Annotated in this window: 20 protein-coding genes; 8 read left to right on the forward strand and 12 right to left on the reverse strand. The window is 67.9% G+C overall.

Annotated elements, in window-relative coordinates:
- Positions 1-19 precede the first annotated feature (19 nt).
- The 5 genes from U0034_RS16920 (at position 20) to U0034_RS16940 (ending at position 10,388) form a co-directional block, all read left to right on the forward strand.
- On the forward strand, positions 20-685 hold the full coding sequence (locus U0034_RS16920) for a response regulator transcription factor (protein ID WP_085226987.1): 666 nt from the start codon (positions 20-22) through the stop codon (positions 683-685).
- Between the two features lie 128 nt (positions 686-813).
- Entirely contained in the window at positions 814-3,930 is a 3,117-nt protein-coding gene (locus U0034_RS16925; protein WP_139831138.1) for an ATP-binding protein, read from the forward strand.
- Positions 3,911-4,306 (forward strand): hypothetical protein, encoded by a 396-nt coding sequence (locus U0034_RS16930; RefSeq protein ID WP_085226992.1) that lies wholly within the window; start codon positions 3,911-3,913, stop codon positions 4,304-4,306. The genes U0034_RS16925 and U0034_RS16930 overlap by 20 nt, the downstream gene beginning before the upstream one ends.
- A 320-nt stretch (positions 4,307-4,626) precedes the next feature.
- Positions 4,627-8,289, forward strand: a complete 3,663-nt coding sequence (locus U0034_RS16935; protein WP_139831139.1) for a hypothetical protein — start codon at positions 4,627-4,629, stop codon at positions 8,287-8,289.
- Between the two features lie 8 nt (positions 8,290-8,297).
- On the forward strand, positions 8,298-10,388 hold the full coding sequence (locus U0034_RS16940; RefSeq protein ID WP_085226996.1) for an FHIPEP family type III secretion protein: 2,091 nt from the start codon (positions 8,298-8,300) through the stop codon (positions 10,386-10,388).
- Positions 10,389-10,432: 44 nt separating this feature from the next.
- Here the strand turns inward: U0034_RS16940 and U0034_RS16945 are convergent, their stop codons facing one another.
- The 12 genes from U0034_RS16945 to U0034_RS17000 all read right to left on the reverse strand — a co-directional run bounded on the left by U0034_RS16945 (position 10,433) and on the right by U0034_RS17000 (position 19,656).
- Complete coding sequence (locus U0034_RS16945) at positions 10,433-11,530, reverse strand: EscU/YscU/HrcU family type III secretion system export apparatus switch protein (protein WP_085226998.1); 1,098 nt, start codon at positions 11,528-11,530, stop codon at positions 10,433-10,435.
- Positions 11,531-12,328, reverse strand: a complete 798-nt coding sequence (locus U0034_RS16950; protein ID WP_085227000.1) for an EscT/YscT/HrcT family type III secretion system export apparatus protein — start codon at positions 12,326-12,328, stop codon at positions 11,531-11,533.
- On the reverse strand, positions 12,325-12,588 hold the full coding sequence (locus U0034_RS16955) for a flagellar biosynthetic protein FliQ (protein WP_170257512.1): 264 nt from the start codon (positions 12,586-12,588) through the stop codon (positions 12,325-12,327). The genes U0034_RS16950 and U0034_RS16955 overlap by 4 nt, the downstream gene beginning before the upstream one ends.
- Positions 12,589-12,592: 4 nt before the next feature.
- Positions 12,593-13,261 carry a type III secretion system export apparatus subunit SctR gene (gene sctR / locus U0034_RS16960; protein ID WP_386092083.1) on the reverse strand — a complete coding sequence of 223 codons (669 nt, stop codon included), beginning with the start codon at positions 13,259-13,261 and terminating at the stop codon, positions 12,593-12,595.
- Positions 13,258-14,331, reverse strand: coding sequence for a FliM/FliN family flagellar motor switch protein (locus tag U0034_RS16965; protein WP_158243467.1), 1,074 nt, complete (start codon positions 14,329-14,331; stop codon positions 13,258-13,260). Before U0034_RS16965 ends, sctR begins: the two co-directional genes overlap by 4 nt.
- A gap of 38 nt (positions 14,332-14,369) precedes the next feature.
- Positions 14,370-14,771: a hypothetical protein gene (locus tag U0034_RS16970; RefSeq protein ID WP_158243466.1), complete on the reverse strand. Its 402-nt coding sequence runs from the start codon at positions 14,769-14,771 to the stop codon at positions 14,370-14,372.
- Complete coding sequence (locus tag U0034_RS16975) at positions 14,761-15,204, reverse strand: hypothetical protein (protein ID WP_085227007.1); 444 nt, start codon at positions 15,202-15,204, stop codon at positions 14,761-14,763. The genes U0034_RS16970 and U0034_RS16975 overlap by 11 nt, the downstream gene beginning before the upstream one ends.
- A complete protein-coding gene (locus tag U0034_RS16980) occupies positions 15,185-16,585 on the reverse strand; it encodes a FliI/YscN family ATPase (RefSeq protein ID WP_233211791.1) in 1,401 nt (466 codons plus the stop codon). Before U0034_RS16980 ends, U0034_RS16975 begins: the two co-directional genes overlap by 20 nt.
- Positions 16,579-17,244, reverse strand: a complete 666-nt coding sequence (locus U0034_RS16985; protein WP_085227009.1) for an FHA domain-containing protein — start codon at positions 17,242-17,244, stop codon at positions 16,579-16,581. The genes U0034_RS16980 and U0034_RS16985 overlap by 7 nt, the downstream gene beginning before the upstream one ends.
- Positions 17,245-17,269: 25 nt before the next feature.
- Positions 17,270-18,832, reverse strand: coding sequence for a secretin N-terminal domain-containing protein (locus U0034_RS16990; RefSeq protein WP_085227011.1), 1,563 nt, complete (start codon positions 18,830-18,832; stop codon positions 17,270-17,272).
- A complete protein-coding gene (locus U0034_RS16995) occupies positions 18,833-19,048 on the reverse strand; it encodes a hypothetical protein (RefSeq protein WP_139831140.1) in 216 nt (71 codons plus the stop codon).
- Positions 19,049-19,113: 65 nt separating this feature from the next.
- The gene (locus tag U0034_RS17000) at positions 19,114-19,656 is read right to left on the reverse strand and encodes an RNA polymerase sigma factor (protein WP_085227015.1); all 543 of its coding nucleotides are present in this window, start codon (positions 19,654-19,656) and stop codon (positions 19,114-19,116) included.
- Positions 19,657-19,924: 268 nt separating this feature from the next.
- Between U0034_RS17000 and U0034_RS17005 the strand changes: the two genes are divergently transcribed.
- From U0034_RS17005 to U0034_RS17015, 3 genes are all read left to right on the forward strand, one after another.
- A complete protein-coding gene (locus U0034_RS17005) occupies positions 19,925-20,239 on the forward strand; it encodes a hypothetical protein (RefSeq protein WP_085227017.1) in 315 nt (104 codons plus the stop codon).
- 71 nt (positions 20,240-20,310) lie between these two features.
- Positions 20,311-20,502, forward strand: coding sequence for a hypothetical protein (locus tag U0034_RS17010; RefSeq protein ID WP_085227019.1), 192 nt, complete (start codon positions 20,311-20,313; stop codon positions 20,500-20,502).
- Positions 20,503-20,524: 22 nt separating this feature from the next.
- Positions 20,525-20,935, forward strand: a complete 411-nt coding sequence (locus U0034_RS17015; RefSeq protein ID WP_139831141.1) for a hypothetical protein — start codon at positions 20,525-20,527, stop codon at positions 20,933-20,935.
- The last annotated feature ends 9 nt before the right edge of the window (positions 20,936-20,944 follow it).

The raw sequence follows: 20,944 nt of genomic DNA on the forward strand, positions 1-20,944 counted from the left end.
GAAGCGAGGGCGAAAGCGCATGAATTCCCGGAAGATCCTGTTATTGTCTCGGCCGAAACACCGCATCAAGGTGGTTCTGCTCGACGATCACCCCATCGTCGCACTTGGCGTGGCAACCTATTTGCGCGACTTTGCCGACTTCGAGGTGGGCGCGATGGTTTCCACTGCCGACGAGTTGCTGGCTCAGATCGAGCAGGGCGGCTATGACGTCGCGCTCGTCGACTTTTACCTGCCTGACGACCGCGTAGACGGCGCGGCGTTCATTCGGCGGCTGCGCGCCAGCGCGCCGGAACTCGTGATCGTGGTGCTGTCGGCCGCACGCGCGGCCGATGCCGAATGCCTGTGCCACCGCGCCGGCGCCAACGCGTTTCTTGAAAAAGCGACGCCGCTGCCGCTGATCGCGGAGGTCGTGCGCGGCGCAGTCGGTGCCCCGCGCAAGTTCTTCGCCGTGCGCGGCGGCAGGATCGAAACGATCGTTCCGTTGCCGCGCGAAGATACGCTCTCGTCAGCCGAGGTCGAGATTCTCCGGTATATCGCCGAAGGCTTGTCCGTATCGCAGACGGCCGCCCGCTTGCGGCGCAGCAAGAAGACCGTCAGTACGCACAAGCGCAGCGCGATGCGAAAGCTGCAGGTATCGGACGATCTCGGGCTTGCGCTTTACCTGAAAGAGAAATTCCGCGCCTAAGCCGCGCGGCTCGAGCCATGGCGTTCGTGCATTCCTTCTCCACCCCGCGCCGGCTTCCGATCGGGCCGCAGCACGTCCCCCGGTGCCGGCGTTCGGCCGCGCACGGTCGGTGGCGCGGCGCCGCGCGGGTGGCGGCGCTTGTCGCGGTCGTCGCCGCCGGGCTGCTGTTCGGCGCGGCGCAGGCCGCTTACGGCGCAACCGGGGCGAGCCGGGGCAGCGCCGGGCCCGACGTGCTGCGCGTGGGCGACTACGACGACGGTGCGGGCCTGCCTGACGACCCGCTCGGGCACGGCGCGCATCCGGGCCTCGGTCCGACAGTGCTGCATGCGATAGCCGGCCCGCACGGCATCATGCTCGTGCATCGCCGCTTCGCCTCGCTCGACGCGGCTCTTGCAGCCCTTGCCGCGGGCCGCATCGATCTCGTCGCGCTGCCTTGCTTTCGCGCGCAAAGCGATGCGCGTGTATGGCTGTCGGAGCCCTATGCGACCCCCCAGGCCGGCGCAGTCGTCAAAAAAGGCGGCTGGCGGCCGGCGGAGCTCGGCGATCTCGCCGGCCGGCGTCTCGCGCTGGAGCGCGGCGACGCCGGCAGTGTCGCGCAAAATTGGCTGCCCGCGGGTGTGCGCGTCTATGCCGACGACGCACACGCCGCGCTCGAGATGGTGGCCGACGGCCGCGCCGATGCCTTCATCGGCCTTTACGACACCAATGCCGCGCTCGTCGGCGCGGGCGGCTACGGCTCGCTCGCGGCGGTGGCTCTGCCGCTCGCCGTTCCGTTCTGCTTCGCCGCCAATCCGGCCGATGCCGCAACGGCATCGATCATCGAGGAGGGGCTCGCGCGGCTGCCGCCGCCGCGCCGCCGCGAGATGCAGTGGCAGCCGCTGCCGGGCGCACGCCCGGCGGCCGAGGCAAAACCGTTCGCGCTCACGGCCGAGGAAAAGCGTTGGGCCGCGGCGCATCGTGTCGTGCGCGTTGGCGTCGAGCGGCTGAACCGCCCCTACGATTTCGTCGACGACCGCGGCCAATGGCGCGGGCTCGGTGCGACGCTGCTCAAGCGGTTCGCGAGTGCGGCGCACCTCGATTTCAAACCCGTTCTGATCGATGACGCTCATACGCTCGACGAGGCACTGCGCGATGGCACGATCGATCTGGCGACCTCGTTCCCGGTCGGAACAGCCGCGCCCCCGGGGCTAGCGGTGACGCGCGCGTATGACAGCTTTCCATGGGCGCTCGTGAGCCGCGGCGACGACGCGTCGCGCAACGCTTCCCGCGTGGCCGCGAACGCCTGGCGCATGCGGCAGTTGCAGCCGGCGCCGAACCAGCACGGCCTGACCGTCGTGCCGCGAGAGCGGGCCGCCGACGCTTTGCGCGCCGTGCTGGCCGGCAACGCCGACGTGGCGCTCGTTAACGCCTTGATGGCCGAAGAGTTGCGTGACCGCTACGCCGATGGCCGGCTCAACGTCGACGCGGCGGCAGCGGGCATCGAGCGGATCGGCTTTGCGGCGTCCAGCCGCGATGCGCCGCTCGCGGCGATGCTCGATCGCTATCTCGCGTCCTATACCCCGAGCGAGCTTGCGCGGCTCGCGAGCGGCTCCCGGCCCGTATCGGTGCTGCTCGGCTACGAAAAGCGGGCCGTGATCGGGCTCGCGCTCGGCGCGTCCATGATCGTGTTCGCCGTGCTGTTCACACTGCTGTCCACATACTGGCGCACGCGCGCGGCTAGGCGCGCCGCCGAGGCGGCAAGGCTCGAAGCGGTGGCGTCGCGCGAACGCGCCGAAGCCGCCGACCGGGCGAAGTCGGCGTTCGTGGCGATGATGAGCCACGAAATCCGCACGCCGATGAACGGCATCATCGGCGTGCTCGATCTCTTCGACGCGATGACGCTCACGCCGCAGCAGCGCCGCTATCTCGACGTCGCGCAACGCTCCGGGCGGCTCATGCTGCGCGTGATCGACGATACGCTCGATTACCTGAAGATGGAGCAGGGGGCGCTCGCGCTCGAAGTCGCGCCGTTCGACCTGCCTGGGCTCGCCGCCGCGGTGGTGGAACTGCACGCGCCGCTCGCCGCGCGCAAGCGGCTGCCGATTGTGCTTGCCGCCATGCCGCATTTCGATTGCGCGGTAGTGGGCGACGAAGCGCGCATCAACCAGATCTTGACGAACCTGCTCAGCAACGCGGTGCGCTTCACCCAGGCGGGCATGGTGCAACTCGAATTGAGACGTCACGCGGCGCGCGGCGGCAACAAGATCCAACTCGTGGTCAGCGATACGGGCTGCGGCATCTCCGAGGCGTACCGGCCGCGGCTTTTCGTGCCGTTCACGCAGCAGGACGGTTCGACGACGCGCCGCTACGGCGGGACAGGACTCGGGCTGTCGATCGTCAAGCGGCTCGTCGACGCCATGGGCGGCACCATCGACGTACGCAGCGAGTGCGGCGCAGGTACGCGTGTGAGCGTCGAGTTGCCGCTCGTGTGGGGCGAGCCGGCACGGCGCTGGCCGGCGCTCGCGCCGATGCGCGCACGCGTATGCATCGAGCCGTGCGCTATGGCGGCCGCGGTTCGTGCCATGTTGGCGAAGCTCGGCATCGAGCGCGTCGTCGGCGAGGGCGAGACGGCTGACGTCGCAATATCGCTCGATACGGCCGGCGCCATCGTCGTGGCGCGTGCAGGCAGAGACGGAGCGCATGTGCGCTCGATCGACGATTTCATCGAGGCGCTCGCCGAAGCGATGCCGTCGCGCGGCGCCGATGCGCGCTCGCTCGCCGGCCGTGTGGGCGCCGGCCCCGATGCGCCCCCAGCGCCTTGGCTGCAGCGGGGCGAAGTGCTCGAGCGTATGCCCTATGAGCGCGTCCTCGTCGTCGAGGACAACGAAGTGAACCGCGACATCATCGTGCGGCAACTCGCGACGATGGGCGTCCAGGCGCGTACGGCGGCCGACGGAATGGAAGGCTACGCCTGCTGGGCTGAGGGGAAACCGGAACTTGTCCTGCTCGATTGCCACATGCCGCGCATGGACGGCTACTCGATGGCGCGGCGCATCCGGGCCCGCGAGGCGCGCGAGGCGGCGCGTGGGCGAGCGGTGCGACGAACGACGATCGTGGCCATCAGCGCGAATGCGACAGCGGATGACGTTCGACTCTGCCGCGAGGCAGGCATGGACGATTACCTGTCGAAGCCGATCACACGCCGCAAGCTTGCGGCTGTCCTGGACCCCTGGAAGGAGCTGGCCAGTGCATCCGAACCTGGATGAGCCGAATCATGCCTGCCGGTTTTCGCTCGCTGAGCTGGCGGCGCTGTACGACGCCCGGGCGCTCGGGTCTCTGATCGCGCGCGCGCTCGATCAGTTGCGTAGGGACGGTACGGCGCTCGACGCGCATCTTGCCGCGGGCGCGTTCGCCGAGGCCGCGCACGTGCTTCACAAAATGAAAGGTACGGTTTCGTTCTTCGCGCAGGACGAGTGCCCGCTCGCGGCGCTCCACAGCGCGGAAGCTGCGCTGCGCCTCGGCGATCGGGGGGCGCTCGCCGCCGCGTTGCCCGAGGCGCGGCGCGTGTTCGCCGCGCTCGAACAGACGCTCGCGGCGCATCTTGCCCGAAGCGCGCAGCGCATCCCGCCGCCGACGCTCTGAGATCGCGCTGCACGGGGACCGTGGCGCGGTGAAGCGACTATCGGGTGATGCCGAGCCTCGCAGGTGCGTTCTGGCTGCAAGCAGGACGCAAGTAAGTCGGTCCTAGATTCGAGCGCGCGCGCGTCGATCCGCCGCGGTTCGCCAAAAGTGTCGCCTCTCTTCACTACGCTCGAAGCGCATAACGATAAAGGGGAGTTGCGATGCGGATTTCAGTGGCCCGACATTCTGGTTCCGATTGGGGCATGCCGCCAGAGCCGGCGCCGACGGAGGGGCTCGAACCGGCACCCGGGCCCGCTCCCGCGTTGGCCGCACAAAAAACAATGCAAGCGCTTGCCGGCGGAGGCCGCACGCCCGACGGTGCCATCGCAAGGGCGGCGGCGTTGTCGGCAGGCGAACTCGTTGCGGCTCGGCTGCGTCGCGCGGTGGCGGTTGTCGACGCATCCGCGGCGGCCGTCGGCTGTCCGGCCGATGCGCCTGCGCACGCGCGGCTCGACGAGGACACGCGGGCGCTCGCTCAAATCGGCGCATCGCTGCGGGAATGGGTGGACCCCGAAAAGGCGGCCGAGTACGCAACCAGCCCGAGCAAGCTGCTCCAAGCCGTGGCGGATCACAACCGGCGCGCGGTTCCGTTCGATTTCCAGATATGGCCGGATCCGGCGCTGCTCGAAGACGAAGGTGTTTTCGACGCGGCGGCGGTGCTTCACCGCCGGCTGAACGACGGTTCGCTCACGAACGAGGCGGGTGACGAGGCCTGTGCGTCGATCAGCGAGATGCGCTCGAGCTTCGTCGACGCATTGCGCGAGGACTACGCGAAGGAGCGCACGCTTGCCGCGTTGCTCGGCCCGTCCGGGCAAGCATTGCAGGAGACACCGTTTTTCGATGGGTTCGCCATTCGCCACGCGAAAGGCAAGTCGTTCGATGATCTCCTGACCCTCGACGGCGTCTCGCGCGACCCCGCATTTCGGGCACTCGATATCGACAAGCGTCGGCGTCTGCTGGAAGAAAAGTTCGCGCAGATGGCGGAAAGCGCGAATTTCACGATCGGCTCGGTCGAGCATTCGCTGGCCACGGCCCTCATGCGTGTCTACAGCTATCAACGCCAGGAGATGCCCCCGAACCTCGTGTCGTCCGCCGATCTGCTCGCGGCGTTTCAAAGCGTCGAGCAGGCATGGGAGCAATCCGGCACCTATCCGTATCACCCGCGCTTGCTCTTTGCCGCCCATCTCGCACGCACGAACGACGTGAAACTGATGAGCCCCGACGATCTCATACTGATCTACGAGAATCAGGTGGCCGACGTGGCGCGCGACGCGGAGGCGAACGGCCACCCTGTCGCGCTTTCGTGGATCGAGGCCCGCTTGTCGCGCTTCGACCAGCGCGGCGTGAAATGGCACCAGCAGGGCGACGAGGTGAAGACGCGCGCGATCGAGGCGCTTTTCGACGCGCTGGCGGAGGCCGCCGATGGCGACGAGCCCATTGCGGAGTTCGCGCGCAAGATCCGCAAAAAAGGCACGCTGAGCGGCGAGCGGTTGATCGCGGCGGATAAGCAAAGCCGTACGAATGTGCTGCTCGCCTATGCCAACGAGCGCGCGCTGGCCGCGTTCGGCGAGCCGCCGCGCTTCGATCGACGCCACGCGGCGGCCGCGATTCTCGCGGCGCAGGGCATTGATGCGGACGCACTGGCCGACGAACGCGAATACGTGTTGGCGAGCGACAACCCGAATGTGTCGACGCGCAAATTCGGCTCGATCGTCGACGAATTCCTCGATCGGGCGGACTGGACCGGGTTGGTGGGCTCTCGCATGTGGCTTTCGCCGGACCAGCAGATCGTGCCGCGGGAGGCGCTCGAGCAGGCGGAGCGGCGCTTCAACACCGCGCTGCTCCACGACCCATGGGTGGTGACGCGTGCCAAGGAGATGCTGCGCGCGAAGGGGCTCGTACCCAACGCGCAGGCGGTCACGGCGCAGGTTGCCGCGATCGCGGCCGATTTCGTGACGGAGACCGAGACGCACCGTCGTGCGGTGAGAGGCTTCGAAACCTGGATCGGCACGGTGCCCGTAGCCGGACCGCTTTATAACATCGAAGAGGGCGTGCGCCACCACGATGCCGCGCGCGCGGCGCTCGGATTTCTTTTTTTGGGCGTCGATCTTTTCGATCTGTCGATGAGTGGAGGGGGCGGGCGAAGCGGGGTGGCCGCCGAGCATCCTGTCTCCGTGAGGTTCCGTCACGCCACGGCGCGCGTCGATGGCGCGAGCGTCGATATCGCCACGCATCCGCTCGTCGTCGACGCACTCACGCGCACCACCCCGATCGCGCTGCGCGACGCCAGCGTGCCCGCCGCGGCCAAGCCTGTCGCACGGCGCGTTCGGAGCGGGGAAAAGCAAGTCCGTTGGCGAGACTACGACGTCGTGCACCTCGCGGACGAAGACCGGATCATCCCCGTTTCGAACCGCAATGGCGCTTTCTACGAGGTCGACTGGCGCACCGGGCAGCGCGCGCGCGGCGCAGCGCCCATCGAGCGCGATCCGGCAACAGGCCGCTTTTATACGGAGCGCCGCGCCGCGCGACCCACGGGCGCATCCGATGTCGAAGCGCGGATGACTGTGGAGCAGGTCAAGGCGATCCTGCTGCGTGCGCGCGATGCGAGCGTGCTCGACTTCGAGGCGTTCTTCGACGAGAGCTTCTCGCTCGGCACCGCGAGCGCGCGCTCATCGACGTTCGACGCGAAGGCGTTCTACAGCGAGATCTATCGCACGAGCGCCACGTTTCGTCGGCTGGCCAACCGCTTTTCCGAGATGGACAGTCGCCTGCGCAACGGTACGCGAGGCGCATGGAAGAAATGGGACATGGTGATCGGCGACGCGGGCCCGCTCGGCTCGCCGACCAAGGCCTTTACCGACTTCGACTACAAGCGGATCTATATCCCGGCCGATAGCGACATCGAGGCGATGCCATACGTCACGGCCTCTGGCACCGCGAACGTTGCGCGCGAGCAACTGTATCTGCAGGAGATGATTCATGCGCTGACGGGCGCACGCGATCCGGTGCGAAGCATCGACATGATGAACCGCGGCGCCGCCGTCTATTTCACCGACAAGATTCTGAGCGAGGCCGGCCACAGTTTTGCGGAACGGGTGATGTTCCGGCGACAGGACCCGGTGCACGATCCGGCCTCGCACGATACGATCGACCGCCATCGTCAGGTTGCCACCGCGTATGCACAGGCCGAGAACCGCGCGCTCGATCCGATCGTCGATGCGGGCGCGGGATTAGCGGGTGACGGCGTGGTCGAAGGCACGGAAATCGCTTCGCGTCAGACCGTACGAGACGCCAAGGAAATCGTTGATGCTGTGGCGGACGAGGACGACGACGTATTTCTTTCCTGGGACCTTTACGAAGCGAAATTCAAAAAGAACTTTGGATTTTTCGTGGGCGATGGACGGCCGACGGAGGTTGCGGCGGCCGATGCAAAATTGCTGTCGGACTTTTTCAGCAGGCTTTATCGCAGAAGCGCTATTTTTCGGCGCTTGTTCGACGATATGCCGACGCTCGGCCGTGTGGGCGATCAGCCGCCCTGGAAATTCATGCTCGATCAGACGCCGCCAGCCAGTGCCGGTGCCCATGCCGCGCCGGGCGCCGGGGGCGGCGGCGAGCGCAAGATCTATCTGATGCAGGAGAACGTGCGCTACCTGAGCGAGAAGGGGCTGGCCGAACTCGAGATCGAGCGCCGGCTGGCGTGGGACATGGTGCAGGCGATGACGTCGTTCGAGCCGCCGACGGGCGAAGCGGCCCTCACGAACCGCGGGGGCGCCGTCTATCTGACCAACCTCATCCTCGAGGATGCGGGCTTCCATTATCCGCGGCAACTCGTGGCGGCACTCGTGAGCGCTGACGATGCGGCAGGCGAGGCGGGCCTTCTCGCTCGGCTGACGGCGGCCTCGCGTAGCGCGGCCGCCGAAGACGGCTATCTCGTTCGGGCGTGAGCGGCATAATGGATTCGATCGATGTCGCGCGCGAGCGCGCGCTCGCGTGGCTGCAGCGGATCGGCCGGCACGGCGACGCGGTCGCCGCAATTCTCGTTGCGCTCATCGTCGCGATGATCGTCTTGCCGTTGCCCACCTTCGTTATCGACGGCGCGATCGCCGTCAATATCTGCATGGCGCTGCTGCTCGTCACGCTGGCGCTTTACCTGCCGAGCGCATCGGCGTTCTCCAGCTTCCCCGTGGTGCTGCTTTTCGCGACGCTGTTTCGGCTCGGCATCGAGATCAGTACGAGCCGTTCGATTCTGATGCGCGCCGACGCCGGTGCGATCGTCGAGACGTTCGGGCGCTTCGTTGCAGGCGAGAACGTGATTGTCGGCTCGATTGTCTTCATCATCATCGCGATCGTGCAATTCATCGTCGTGACCAAGGGTGCGGAGCGGGTGGCGGAGGTGGGGGCGCGCTTTTCGCTCGATTCGATGCCGGGCCGGCAGATGGCCATCGACGCCGATCTGCGGGCCGGGCTCGCGCGTCCCGAAAGCGTGCCTCAACTGCGTGCGGAGCTCGCGCGCGAGAGCCGCATGCACGGCGCGATGGATGGAGCGATGAAGTTCGTCAAGGGCGACGCGATCGCTGGCCTGCTGATCGTGATGGTCAACCTCGCGGCGGGCGTGGCGCTCGGGGTCGCGCAGCATGACATGCCGTGGGCGGACGCCTTGCAGCATTACGCCGTGCTGACGATCGGCAACGGGCTCGTCGCGCAGATCCCTGCGTTGCTGATTGCGCTGGCGGCGGCTACCCTGATCACGCGCAGCGATGGGCAGGGACCGGCGCGAGCGGACACGGTCGGGCGGCGCATCGTTGCGGAGGCGCTCGCGGCACCGCAGGCCTGGATCGCCGCCGGCTGCGTGGCCGCACTTTTTGGCACGGTGCCCGGCATGCCGTGGTATGCCTTCGCTGCGCTAGCCGTGCCGATGGTGGCGCTCGGCGGTGCGCGGTTGCGCCGCGAGCGGCCGCCGCGCGTGGCCGATGCGCCGGCGCGCGCCACCGCGGCGGCTGTTCCCGACGATCGCGAGCTTCGCCAGATCGTGCCGATCCGGCCGATCGTCGTGGCCGTCTCGCCCGCTACCGAGCAAGGCCCTCGTTTCGACGATCTGGCGCGAGCGGCGCGGCGCGCCCGCAACGAGATCGTCATGCGTTATGGTCTGACCGTGCCGGGCGTCGAACTGGAAGGCGACGGACTGCTCGAGGGCGATGCCTACCGGATCGCAATCGACGAGGTCGTCGTGGCGACGGGGCGGTTTCATTGGGACTGCGTTTGCGTCGAAGCGGCAGTGCTTGCGGACCGCCCCGCGGTGCAGACCTGGCCGCAAGGTTATCCGCTTGTCGAAGGAGCGTCATGGATCGAGCGTGCGCAATGGACTGGCGGCGAGGCTGGTATGAACGCCGGAATCGAGCCGTTGGCGTACTTCTCGCGCCTCTTTGCGCAATTGCTGCATCGGCACGCCGCGAGGTTCGTCGGTGTGCATGAAGCGCAGTTGCTCTATGGCTGGCTGCAACGCGAAATGCCCGCGGCGGCAAAGGAGCTGGCGCAAGCCGTATCTTTGCCGCGCTTCGCCGAGGTGCTCAGAATGCTCGTTGCGGAACGCGTCTCGTTGCGCAACGTCAAGCAGATCGTCGAAGCGCTGATCGCGTGGGCGCCGCAGGAGAAGGATACGGCGGTCGTCGTCGAGCACGTGCGGCTCGCTTTGCAGGCTCAGATCTGCCAGGAGTTTTCCCATGACGGCATACTCCATGCGTTCGTGCTCGAGCGCGAAGTCGAGGCGAAGATGCGTGCGTCGCTGCAGCAGACCGCACGCGGATGCCGGCTGGCCCTCGACCACGAGACGGCGGCTGCCATTCTCGATCAGTTGCGCTGTCTCGTTAATCGGCACGTGGCCGGCGCGATTTGGCCCGTGATCCTGACCACGCAGGATCTGCGCGGCCCCCTGAGAGCTTGGGTGCAAAACGAGCTCTTCGACCTTTATGTCCTCTCATATGCCGAGTTGACGCCCACGCAGCGCGTTCGGTCGCTCGGCACGGTTGCACTCGAGGGTGGGTAAGCCTGGCCGCCACGCCGCAACGAATGCCACGGGACGGCGGCGGGTCATGCGTGGAAGAACGCGTCGTCGATCTCCATCGGGGCAGACGGCGCGGACCCGAGCGCTTGTATTTCCTCGATCAGGCGGTAGACGATGGCCACGGCGCCATAGCAATCGGCGGGAATCGCCTCGCCGGTTTGCTCCTGCTCGAAAAGGCGCCGGGCCAGGGCACGGAAACGAAAGACGGGTATGCCGAGCGTTTGTGCTTCGCGGGTCATCCGTTCGGCGCTGGCATCGGCCCCGCGAGCGGCCACGATCGGCGCGGCGCGCTCGCTGCCATCGTAGTAGAGCATGACGGCCAGATGTTCGGGATTGGTGACGATGGCGCAATGCTCTGGCCGAGCCAAAGCGGGCGGCAGCGCCATCGTCTCGGCCCGCACCGCGTGCTGGCGGGCGCGCACGATCGGGTCGCCGGTCGTATGCTTGAGTTCGTCGCGCAGGTCGCGATGAGACATGCGCAGCGTGCGCCGATGCTGTTGCCGAGCCAGCAGCGCGCTCAGTACCGCTGGCACGAGCAAGGCGGCAAGCAGTGTTCTGAGCAGAGCGTGCAGACTTTCCAGGACGCTTCCCGCGCTCGATTCGAATACATGCCAACGGGCCAATGCAACGATGAGGGGCAAGCGCTCGACAAAAGTGGCCAGCCCCGCGAGCGCCACGATCACGGCGGCGGCGAGTGCGACGCATACCGTCGTCATATTGCGGGCCGAGAAGATCTGCTTGAATCGTTTGCGCGGGTCGAGACGGTTCATCGAGGGCGTGAGCGATCGATACGCGAACGGGAGGCCGCCCGAGATCCAGGTGCCGGCGAGCACGCCGAGACAGGCGACTGCGCCCAAGGCGGCGAACGCCCCGGCCAATGACCGAACCGCTGCGGCGGCAAGCCGCCACACCGTCTCGAGCGTGAAGGGGCGAGCGATATCGTCGATAGTGGCCGCAAGCAGCTTCAGCCACGCATCGCAAGCGACGTCGGCCCCCGCGAAGCCGACCTCGATGCAGGCGGCCATGACGATCCAGGCGACGAGCAGTTCGCTGCGCGGCACGTCGCCTTTGCTGCGCGCGTCGCGCAGGCGCTTTTCCGTGGGAGGGAGCCGTTTGTCGCTCATTCATTCCCCACGCTTTTCGATGTCAAAGAGATCCGCGGCGCGCACGAGGTGTTCGCCGACGAGATCGTCGACAGCTTGCAGGAAATCAGGAAGCATAAGCGCGGCGGTGACGAGCAGGGCGACGCTTTTGAACGGCGAGGCGGCAACGTAAGTCGGAAGGCGCGCGCTCGCGCGCGACAGCACGGCAAAGCAGGTCTCGACTAGCAGCAGCGCAAGAAGAGCGGGCAACGCCAGGATGAGCGCATAGCGTGCCAGCAGGGCAGCGAGTTCTCCGGCGAGCGCGCTTGTGTCATGCGGCATGGGCGGTAGCCAGATCGTCGGCGGCCAATGCATGAAACTGGCATAGACGATTGCGAGCACTGCGTGAAACGCGCCGGAGCGGAGCAGATAGACACAGGCAGCCTGCTGCAGCAAGGCGCCGAAAATCGACGCTTCGGCGAAGGCGGCGGGATCGAGCGCTTGTGGATTGGCGCCGCGCTGGTAGTCGAGCCATGCGCCGGCTGCCTCGACGGCCCACAAGGGGATGCCCAGCGCGACCGCGAGCACCAGGCCGATGCCGAGTTCCTTGGCAACGAGGCCCACGGCCTGCGCCAGCGGCGGCACGATGCCAGAGGACGGCAGCGCGGCAGCTACCGGCAACGCGAGCGAGAGCGAGAGGGCGGCGCGCAGCAAGGGGGACAGCGAGCGCGGCGTGAAAAGTGGAACGACGATCAGGGTGGGGAGCCAACGCGCCGCGCACAGCGCGAGCGAGAAGACGAACGGAAGCGCCGATGGCGGGAGCACGCCGGCCGCGCTCATGACGCAAGCAGCGCCGTGCGCGCGAACACGTTGTCGACGAGACGAAGCAGCTCCGCCGCGATCGGGCGAGCGCAGACAGCGAGTGCGACACCTACGACAACGAGCTTGACGACGAACGGCAGTGACGGGTCCTGAATCTGGAATGCCGAGAGCAACACCGAAAATGCGACGCCGGCACAGGCGCCGACGAGAGCCAGCAGCAGCGACATCTTGAACGCGAAGAAGAGCGCCTGCTGAAAGAGGGCGAGCGAAGCGGGCATCGTTTCATGCATGATACGAAAGCACGAGGGCTTGCAACAGTCTGCCCCATCCGTCCGCAGCGACGAACAGCAACAGCTTGAGCGGCAGCGAGATCATCATCGGCGGCACCATTTGCATACCCATGGTCAACAGCACGTTGGAGACGAGCAGATCGATGACGATGAACGGGATGAACAGCAGCAGGCCGATCTCGAATGCCGCTTGCAGTTCGGATACGACGAACGACGGAACGACGACGCTCCAGTCGTTCTCGCTCGTTTGCGTGGGCGCGTGCGAGGGTGCGTTGCGCCGCACGAGATCGGCGAACCGCTCGCGCTCGTCGACGCGGCTTTGACGCAACATGAATTGCCGCAGCGGCTCCGCCACGGCGAGCGCCCGTTCGATCTGCTCCTCTCCCGATGGTGCCGTCGCGCGGGCGAATGCGGGTGCCGAGCGCCGGGCCTCGTCGACGCAGGCATTGAACGTGGGCGCCATGACGAGCATCGTCGCCGCGAGGGCGATCGCATTGAGCGCCAGGGTGGAAGGTGCCTGCTGCACGCCGAGGGCGTTGCGCAGCAGCACCAGGACGACGGAGATCTTCAGATAGGAGGTCGTGACGATGGCGGCGAGCGGCAACAGCGAAAGCAGCGCCAGCAGCGCGAGGAGGCCTGGCGGACTGTGTTCGAGCATCATGCGGGGACCGCACGTTGGTCGCGGTCCGGCCATTGCGTGATTTCGACGGCGAGCCGGCCGTCGAAATCGACCAGCTCGCCATAGCCGAGCGGCACGCCGTTCGCCTCGATGCGCACGCTGGGCGGCAACCCATTGTCCAGCCGCAACAGTGTGCCGGGGCCGATGGAGGCGACTTCGCCGAGCGGCAAAGTCAATGTGCCGAGCGAGAACGCGAGATGGACGGGCAGGTCGCCGGACGTGACGGCGGATGCTTCGGCGCGGTGGTCGGAAAGAGGGGGCGAAGCGTCGTCGGACATGTGTTGAACCTCGAAGCAATGGTGGTCGTCGCGCCAGCTCACCAGGAGCCGACGGCCGAAAAGCGTGATGCGGCCTCTGCCGGCCGTGTCGAAGCGCGGGTCCGGCGCGATGACGATGGCGCCGCGATGCAGGGCGCGATATTGCGCGACGGGCAGCGCGATCGTGGCTGCAAGCACGCGACAGCCACTGGGCAGCCGGCCGAGCCACGGTGGCGTGCCCGCGGTTTCGGGCTGCCATGGTCCGTCGTCGACCATGGCCAGAAAAGTCTGCGGGTCCGCCGCGAGCCGCATCGCCACACGAATGCCGCGCACGCTGCCCGTGAGGCTTGCGGTAAGCCATTCGTCGGAGGGGGCGCAAGGCGGCTCGCGATGCGCGACGGGGCCGCCGAGTGCCTCGTGAATACCGGCGGGCAATGCGCCCAATGCATGATGTACGAATGCTTCGCGCGCCGCGGCGCTCGTGGCCCGAGCGACATCGATGCCCGTGAAAGCGATCAGAAACGGCACCGGGTCGAGCCATACGAGCGCCCCGAAGCGCGTCGTGACCGCGAGCGCATCGGCAACCGGCGGCAGTGGGTGGCCGATGAAGTGGCCGATGAAGTGGTCGGTGCGGTGGCCGGTGCGGTGGCCTATGAGCGAAAGCCGTAGGGCGAGCGTGGTGTCGGCACGATCGTCATCGCGGTCCGGGGCGCCGTCGTGGAGCGGGCACGTGCATGTGTACCGATGCCGTAGCCGGCTCGAGGCCAACGCGGCCGCATCGACGCGTCGTGGCATGAACGGGCCGGCTTTGCCCGCCGCTACGCGAACTGCGCTCACCATGGCACGACCGACAATCTGACGGGGTGCTTCGCCCGCTCGCGCATGCGCGCTTCGAGCGCTTCGCGATTGCGCTCGGCCCAGGCCTGAGCGCGAATCGTCTCGACGCGCAGCGTCAGCGCGAGGATTTCCTCCGTGACGACGGCATGCAGCTCGAAGCGTCCGAGCGCCGGTAGCCTCACGGCTGCGATGATCGAGACGGCGGAGCCGATCTTGCCGGGCGCGGCTCCGACGGCTCCGGCCAGACGTTGTGCCAGGGGGCATGTCGCCAATAGCGCCTGAGGCGCCTCCGAGCCTGTCCCCCATGGGTGGGATGCGCCGCTCGTATGCGGCGCCAACGACGCCCGCGGGCCCGACACCTGCGCGACGATGGGTGGGGCGGTGCCGTCAATTCGCATTGTCGTCGAGCCTCCCGCGCAGAAGATCGTCGACGAGCCGATACTTTTCGCGTTTGCGTGCCAGCGCGGCATAGCTGCGACGTGCCTGCGCCGACAAGGTGTGTGCATCGTCATACCGGGTTTGTGCCAGCGTAAGCGCGAGCCGCAATGCGTCGAGCCGGCGCGAGCATGCCGACGCCTGGTCGCGGAGTCGATCGAAGTCGGCTCCGCGCAACGTGTGCCCGTTGCCGAGCGTCGAGCGCCTCGCGGCTGCGGCGCCAGCCGCCTCGCGCTCGGCTGCGGCGAGAGCGAGCCGCGCATGCGCGAGCGCGGCGGCGGCCTCACTGACGCCGCGTGCAGCCCGCGCGAGCATCGTGCGTCCCGGTGCGAGCCGGGCGGCGCATCGGACCTCCAGCGCTCGCCATGCTTTGCGCTCAGCCGTGTACGGTTGCATTCAGTTGCTCCATCGTTTGTAGCCATGACGACGCGACACGCAGGTCTTGCCGCAGGAAAGCGGCGATTCGCGCGTGCCGCGCGACTGCCTCGTCGTTGTCGGCATCAAAGCCGGTTTGGAATTCGCCCAGGGCAATCAACAACTCGAGATCGCGGTGACGCGCGAGAAGATCGCGCAACCGTGCCGCTTGCGAGCGGTGCACGTCGTCCACGACGGCGTGCATGGTGCGGCTCAGACTTGCCAGCACGTCGATCGGCGGGAAATGGCCGCGCTCGACGAGAGCCCGCGACAGCACGATGTGCCCGTCGAGGAGCGAGCGCGCTTCCTCGGCGATCGGGTCGCCCGTGTCCGATTCCGTCAGTACCGTATAGATGGCGGTAATCGAACCATCGCGCGTGAGGCCGGCGCGCTCGGTGAGGCGAGGCAGCATGGCATAGACGGAGGGCGGAAACCCAAGGCGACCGGGCGGCTCGCCCGCTGCGAGACCGATCTCCCGCTGAGCCCGAGCTACGCGCGTCAACGAATCGACGAGCAGCAGCACGTGCTGGCCGGCTGCGCGAAACCCCTCGGCGATTGCCGTCGCGGTGAACGGCGCGCGCACGCGTTCGATCGCCGCGGCATCGGCCCCGGTCCATACGACGACCGTACGCGCCAGACGCGACCGATCGAGTTCGCGCTCGAGGAACTCGTTCAACTCCCGTCCCCGTTCCCCGACGAGCGCGAGCACGACCACATCGGCTGCCGTGCCTCGCGCCAGCGCGCCGAGCAAGGTCGTCTTGCCGGCCCCCGGGCCTGCAAGCAACGCGATGCGCTGGCCGCGACCCAGCGTGGCGAGCGCATCGATTGCGCGCACACCCGTCACGAGTTTGTCGGCGATGCGGGGGCGCCCGGTTGGCGGCGGCGGAGCGGCGAGCACGGCTTGCCGGCGGCATTGCGCTGCGGGAGCGTCGACGCGTCGGGGATCGGCCGGATCGAGCGGATCGAGCGGCCGGCCGAGTCCATCGAGGACCTCGCCAAGCAGATGCGCGCCGACGGCGAGCTCGTGCCCGCGGCCCAGCGAGCGAACAGGTGTGCCCGGCGACAGGCCCTGCGTGCAGCCGAGCGGCGCGAGCAGCACATGCGCGCCATCGAAGCCGACGACTTCGGCCAGCGTCGGCCGAGCGTTTCTGTGGGGATGTCCGATTTCGCAGAGGTGGCCGATCGTGCAATCGGCGAGCCGCGCGCCGATCAGCGTCGCGCTGACGCGTTCGACGTGGCCGTATGCCTCGGCCAGCGCGGGGGCGGCGAGGCGTGCACGAGCGGCGTTCGTCCACGCCGCGAGGCGCGCGTCGATCCCGTGCATGCCTTCGAGCGAAGGCGGTGGCGACGAGGGCGTCACCATGCGAGCTCTGCCGAATAAGGACCGGAAAATACAACGCGGCGCGGCTCGATACGCTCGAGCGTGAACGGGCCACGGCGGGCGCCTGGCACCAGCACGCGGCCGTCTTCGGTCACGACGAAGCCCGATGCGCCGCTTTGCACGCTGACGACCGCAAAGGGCGGTTTGCCCGGTTCGACGCGAGCCGGATGGACGATGGCCCTGACCGTGCGCAATGGCGCGGCGTCGAGCGGCGCAGGCGCGCCCGGCGTGAATGCCTGCGCCTCCCGCAGCGCAAGGCGGGCATGATCGAGCGCGAACACGCATGCGGCGCCGAGCGCGAACGCGGCCGTGAGGCGTGCGCCGGAGCGCAGCCGCCGCGAGGATCGGGGAAAGCCAGCCGCCATGGTCGCTTCGTCCCATGGCGCGCCCTCGTTGGCGAAAACGGCACCGACCGGGCCGAGAGCGACGCGCAAGCCGGCCGCGACCTCGCATGGTGCGTCCGCGCCGCGCATGACCCAGCGGCCGGCCGTCTCGCGTGTGAAGGTGGCCGCGCAGGCCGGCATACCGGGATCGTCCAGCACGACATCGTTGTTTTCATCGCTGCCGACGCGCACGGCATCGCCGTCGAGCGGAAAAGCCGTGCCACGGTGCAGCCCTGTCGTGATGCGCAGTTCCAGCATGGGTTGTAGGCTCGGGTAATAACGATCAGATGCGCTTGGCGTGGATGAAGATCGCGCGCTGCTGAGCCCGCGCCGTTGCGACGGGGTAACTTGCGACGAGCTGCGGGGCGTCGCCGCCTTGCAGCGCGATACCCGTTTGCAGGGAGAGCCGGCTCGTATTTGCCCATTCCCGGCCCGGCAGGCCCGTAGGCTGGGTCGCGATGAGTGCGACGTCGACTGCGATCGCGGGTTGGTCCTTCGCTTGCGCGGGCAGCAGGCGGGCGACGAGATCGAGCGAGTCGCCCCGCTGGGCGGTTCGCCCGTTGGACTCCGCAGGCGTTGCGGCGGCGGAAACGTTCGGCGCCTCGGAGCCGATCTCGAGTAGCAGGTGGCGATTGGCGAAGCCGACCACGCGCTGGCGATTGAGCAGTCGCGCGCGCTGTTCGCCGACGGCCCGGCTCCATTGGCGATAGAGCGCGGGCGCGCCGGGCGTGGCTGTTTCGCCCGCGCCGGCAGCCGCGTCGGACGTTGCTGCATGGAGTGCCGGGTCGTCCGATTCGAAGACGACGATCTCGATCGAGATCATCGGCGATGGCCGATCGAGCGCATCGACGATTTCCTGGATGCGTGGGAGCAGGCCCGATTCGGCCCAGACCAGCACACTGTTGGATGCTTCGTCGGCGACGACGACGGGGTCGCTTCGCCGCGGTGCGTCGGCGAGCCAGGTGGCGGCGGACCGGCTCTCGGGCAGCGGGGGAAGTTCATAGGTGGCTTGCGCGCCACCGAGCCAGCCCCCGAACGCCGAGTCGGCCGGCGCGCCGGTGTCGACGGTCATCTGCGCGGGCGTGTGCGCGGGCGTGTGCGAAGGCAACTGAAAGCGCGGCACGTCGGTGCGCGGCTGCGTGCCGATCAGTTGCCGCAAGATCGACGCCACACCGGGACGGGCATCGCGCTGCTGCCCGCCGGGTGCGCCATCGGCCGCATGCGCGTACCGGAGCGCAAATACCCTCGCTTCGATTTGTGGCGCATCGATGCGCGGCTGCGCGCGCGGCGCGAGAAAGCGCCGTACGGCGGCAACATACTCGCGCGGGCCCGAGACGAGCACGGCGTCCTGGCCCGGGAGCACGCCCCAGCCGAAGCGGGCATCGTAGAGCCCGACCGCGGCGAGTGCCGCTTGCGCCGAGCGCGCATCGGCTCCGCCCAGCGCGACGCGCGTGGTCGTTGCGTCCGAGCGATCCGTCACGTGGAGCACCCGGTCGGTCACGAACCACTCGAAACCATATGCGGCTGCGAGCCGCTCGAGAAACTCGCGCCCCGACTCGCCGCGCAGCCAGCCGTCGATCGTCGCACGGCGCCAACGTTGCGAAGCGTGGGTGCTCGCGCGCGCATCGATGCGCAGGCGCAAGCCATGATCGGCCGCGAACCGTTCGAGAACATCGATGGGCGAGCGTCCGGCCGCCTGATAGGAGTAGGCCCCGCCAAGTGCGGTTTCGCCGGGTATGGCGCCGTCGGCCGTCGGCGAAGCCGCCAGGGCGCACGCCGCCAAGGAGCTCAATGCAAGCGCCGCGGCGATGCGTGGGCGGGCGCCGGAATGCTTGAAACGGCTCATTCAGCGCACTTCGTTGAGCGCGCTGCGCACGAGCGCGAACTTCATCTGGATGTCCGTGGTCGCGCTCCAGTTGGCGAGCGAGACGCTGCGCAACGCGGCGAGATAGCGATGCCAGTCGCGCGGATCGGCAGCGGACATCGTGTCGCGGATGTGATCGGCGCGCGCGATTGCCTGCGAGAGCTGGAGTTCGGGAATGCTCGGAGTCATGGGCTTCATGGTGGGAGAAAAAACTGCTGCGTAGGGTTTGCGGTTGCCTTGGGCGGTGCGCCGTGCTGGCTGCATTACGAAAAATGCTTGTCCAGCTTCGCGCGCAGCCGCGAGAGGCGCGAGCGCACGGTGCCGACAGGTATGCCGAGCGTGCGCGCCGCCTGCACGTAGCTTTGTCGGTCGATGAAAAGCAGCTCCAGCATGTGCTGCTGTTGCGGCGACAACGACTCGGCGAACTCGAGAAACCGCGCAAAGCGCTGCTTCACGCAGATGCGACGCTCGGGCGCGAGCAAGTCGACGAGTTCTTCTTCGTGATCTTCGATGGGCTCGACGACGAACCTGTAATCGCTCGTCCGGCTCACGTGATTGCGTACGACGTTGAGCGCGATGGCCGTGAGCCACGTCTTGGGCTTTGCGTGGCCGCGATAGGAAGCGCGGCTTTCCCACGCGCCGAGGTAGGTGGCCTGCAGGATGTCCTCCGCGTCTTCCGCGCTGCGTACGCGACGCATGATGAATCGATAGATCGACCGGCCGTGCGAGCGGTACCAGTCGTCGAACTGGATCGATACGTCGGTGCCGCCGCCGTGCAAGGGGCGCTCGGAGAGCCTCGAAATCATTGTTCGAATCGTAGTGGGCTGTGATGCGCGGAATCATTGCGCTCGCCGACCCGCTATGCGGATTGGCAACCGCGAAATCGGACGAAATTACGCAGGCGTATCGGTAAGCCGACGGTTGGGCATGCGCCGCGCGGTCACTTTCGCCCGTGCCGGCGGAACCGGTTGCGCGCGGACCGTTACTAAGTGGCCAGCTTGCCGGGGCCGCCGAGCGACGCCGGTATGCGCGACACGACACGACACAATCGATCACATGCAAAGGAGGATCGTCATGACCATAGGCGCGTTGCTGCCCGCGCTCCACATGCTGGGGACGCTCGCCGCGTTCACTTCGTCGGCGGCCTCGACCGTCTCCCGTCAGCCGGATGCATCCGCGCCGTCCGGTGGCGGGCCAGGTCTGGGGCACGTGGGGGACGTGTTGCGCCGGCAGGAGGCGGCGCAGATGCAGACGATCGAGCTGCAGACGCAGGCGAGCATCCGCAAGCTCTACGCCGACACGGCGAACAGCATCGCGAGCGGGCATCTGGATTCGGGCACCAAGCTGCAAAACGCCCTTTACAAGGCGGCGCAAGGGATTCACTTCTGAGCGCGGCAACGGCAACCCCAGGCTGGCGCGTGTCGGCGCGCCGGCCGTCACCGGATGGATCGATGAATCGATTGAACGAGCCGCTCGCCGCGCAGATGGCGTTGCAGGCGCGCATGATGGATGCGACCGCGACTGCGGCCGCCGCGTTCGCCCACGAGAAGCGGCGCGTCGATGCCCAACTCGCCGGCGTCGCGGCGTCCGTGAACATGGAGACGCAGCTGGTGAATTCGCTTCGCCAGCTCGCGGCGCAACTGAAACCTTGATGACGAGCGGGGAGCGACGAGCGTGGATGAATTGAAAGTGGGAGGGGCGCAGAGCGTCGACGGGGCGTTGCGCGCGAGCCGGGCAGGGGGCGGCGCGTTTGCCGATGCAATGGCAGTGGCGGTTGCGCCGCCGATGGGCTTCGGTCCCGGCGCCGTGCCGGGGTCGCCCGTGCACACCGGCACGAGCCGCTCGCCGACGCTGCGCGCGCTGGCGCAACATCTCGACGACATCGAGCGTCGCCGGGTCGAAGCCGATACGCTGCGCAGCCGCGCCGTGGGCGCGCAGGCGGCTGGCGAGGGCGGGCATGTCGTTGCCGCCCTCATGTATCGCCAGGCACGTGCGCTCGCCGCCCACAACCTCGACATCATGTGGAGCGCGCGCGTCGTCGGGGCAAGCGCGGGAGCGCTCAAGCAATTGCTGAACGCGGCTTGAGGCGCGGGC

Origin of the sequence: Trinickia caryophylli, from assembly GCF_034424545.1 — a bacterium.
Classification (GTDB): domain Bacteria; phylum Pseudomonadota; class Gammaproteobacteria; order Burkholderiales; family Burkholderiaceae; genus Trinickia; species Trinickia caryophylli.

Excerpts from the sequence above, each read along its gene's own strand:
- U0034_RS16990 (WP_085227011.1), bottom strand. The coding sequence starts at position 18,832 with ATGAGCCGTTTCAAGCATTCCGGCGCCCGCCCACGCATCGCCGCGGCG.
- U0034_RS16935 (WP_139831139.1), top strand. The coding sequence starts at position 4,627 with ATGCAAGCGCTTGCCGGCGGAGGCCGCACGCCCGACGGTGCCATCGCA.
- U0034_RS16955 (WP_170257512.1), bottom strand. The coding sequence starts at position 12,588 with ATGCCCGCTTCGCTCGCCCTCTTTCAGCAGGCGCTCTTCTTCGCGTTC.
- U0034_RS16950 (WP_085227000.1), bottom strand. The coding sequence starts at position 12,328 with ATGAGCGCGGCCGGCGTGCTCCCGCCATCGGCGCTTCCGTTCGTCTTC.
- sctR (WP_386092083.1), bottom strand. The coding sequence starts at position 13,261 with ATGATGCTCGAACACAGTCCGCCAGGCCTCCTCGCGCTGCTGGCGCTG.
- U0034_RS17000 (WP_085227015.1), bottom strand. The coding sequence starts at position 19,656 with ATGATTTCGAGGCTCTCCGAGCGCCCCTTGCACGGCGGCGGCACCGAC.
- U0034_RS17005 (WP_085227017.1), top strand. The coding sequence starts at position 19,925 with ATGACCATAGGCGCGTTGCTGCCCGCGCTCCACATGCTGGGGACGCTC.
- U0034_RS16970 (WP_158243466.1), bottom strand. The coding sequence starts at position 14,771 with ATGCGAATTGACGGCACCGCCCCACCCATCGTCGCGCAGGTGTCGGGC.
- U0034_RS16965 (WP_158243467.1), bottom strand. The coding sequence starts at position 14,331 with ATGCCACGACGCGTCGATGCGGCCGCGTTGGCCTCGAGCCGGCTACGG.
- U0034_RS16985 (WP_085227009.1), bottom strand. The coding sequence starts at position 17,244 with ATGCTGGAACTGCGCATCACGACAGGGCTGCACCGTGGCACGGCTTTT.
- U0034_RS16975 (WP_085227007.1), bottom strand. The coding sequence starts at position 15,204 with ATGCAACCGTACACGGCTGAGCGCAAAGCATGGCGAGCGCTGGAGGTC.
- U0034_RS16940 (WP_085226996.1), top strand. The coding sequence starts at position 8,298 with ATGGATTCGATCGATGTCGCGCGCGAGCGCGCGCTCGCGTGGCTGCAG.
- U0034_RS16945 (WP_085226998.1), bottom strand. The coding sequence starts at position 11,530 with ATGAGCGACAAACGGCTCCCTCCCACGGAAAAGCGCCTGCGCGACGCG.
- U0034_RS16980 (WP_233211791.1), bottom strand. The coding sequence starts at position 16,585 with ATGGTGACGCCCTCGTCGCCACCGCCTTCGCTCGAAGGCATGCACGGG.
- U0034_RS16995 (WP_139831140.1), bottom strand. The coding sequence starts at position 19,048 with ATGAAGCCCATGACTCCGAGCATTCCCGAACTCCAGCTCTCGCAGGCA.
- U0034_RS16920 (WP_085226987.1), top strand. The coding sequence starts at position 20 with ATGAATTCCCGGAAGATCCTGTTATTGTCTCGGCCGAAACACCGCATC.